Origin of the sequence: Roseibaca sp. Y0-43 (genome assembly GCF_020667835.1) — a bacterium.
Classification (GTDB): Bacteria; Pseudomonadota; Alphaproteobacteria; order Rhodobacterales; family Rhodobacteraceae; genus Roseinatronobacter.
In genome coordinates this window covers 1-315 of record NZ_JAFMPR010000052.1, presented here as the reverse complement: position 1 = coordinate 315, position 315 = coordinate 1, and the positions used below count along the sequence as shown (strand labels likewise).

Here is a 315-nt window from a genome sequence, read left to right as displayed (position 1 = left end):
CTCCGCTAAGTAAGGTATCGTTTCCCGCGTCGCCCCAAAGCGTGTCGTTGCCGATGTTTCCCTCAAGGTGATCGTCTCCATTTTGTCCAAACAGGAGATCGTTGTCGGGGCCGCCAATAATTCTGTCATTCTGGTTGCCGCCAAACAGGCGGTCTGGTCCAAAGCCGCCATCGAGCGTGTCGTCGCCATCGTCCCCAAAGAGCGTGTCTGTCCCGAGATCGCCTTGCAGCAGATCTCGGCCGTTACCCCCGGCGATTCGATCATTTCCATCTCCGCCGGAAATGCGGTCATTTCCATCTCCGCTAAGTAAGGTAT

1 protein-coding gene is annotated in these 315 nt (G+C 56.2%); it reads right to left on the bottom strand.

Annotated features, from left to right (window positions below; translation table 11 throughout):
* A partial coding sequence (locus J1C52_RS15065; protein ID WP_304621957.1) for a calcium-binding protein occupies positions 1 to 315 on the bottom strand: 315 nt, incomplete at both ends.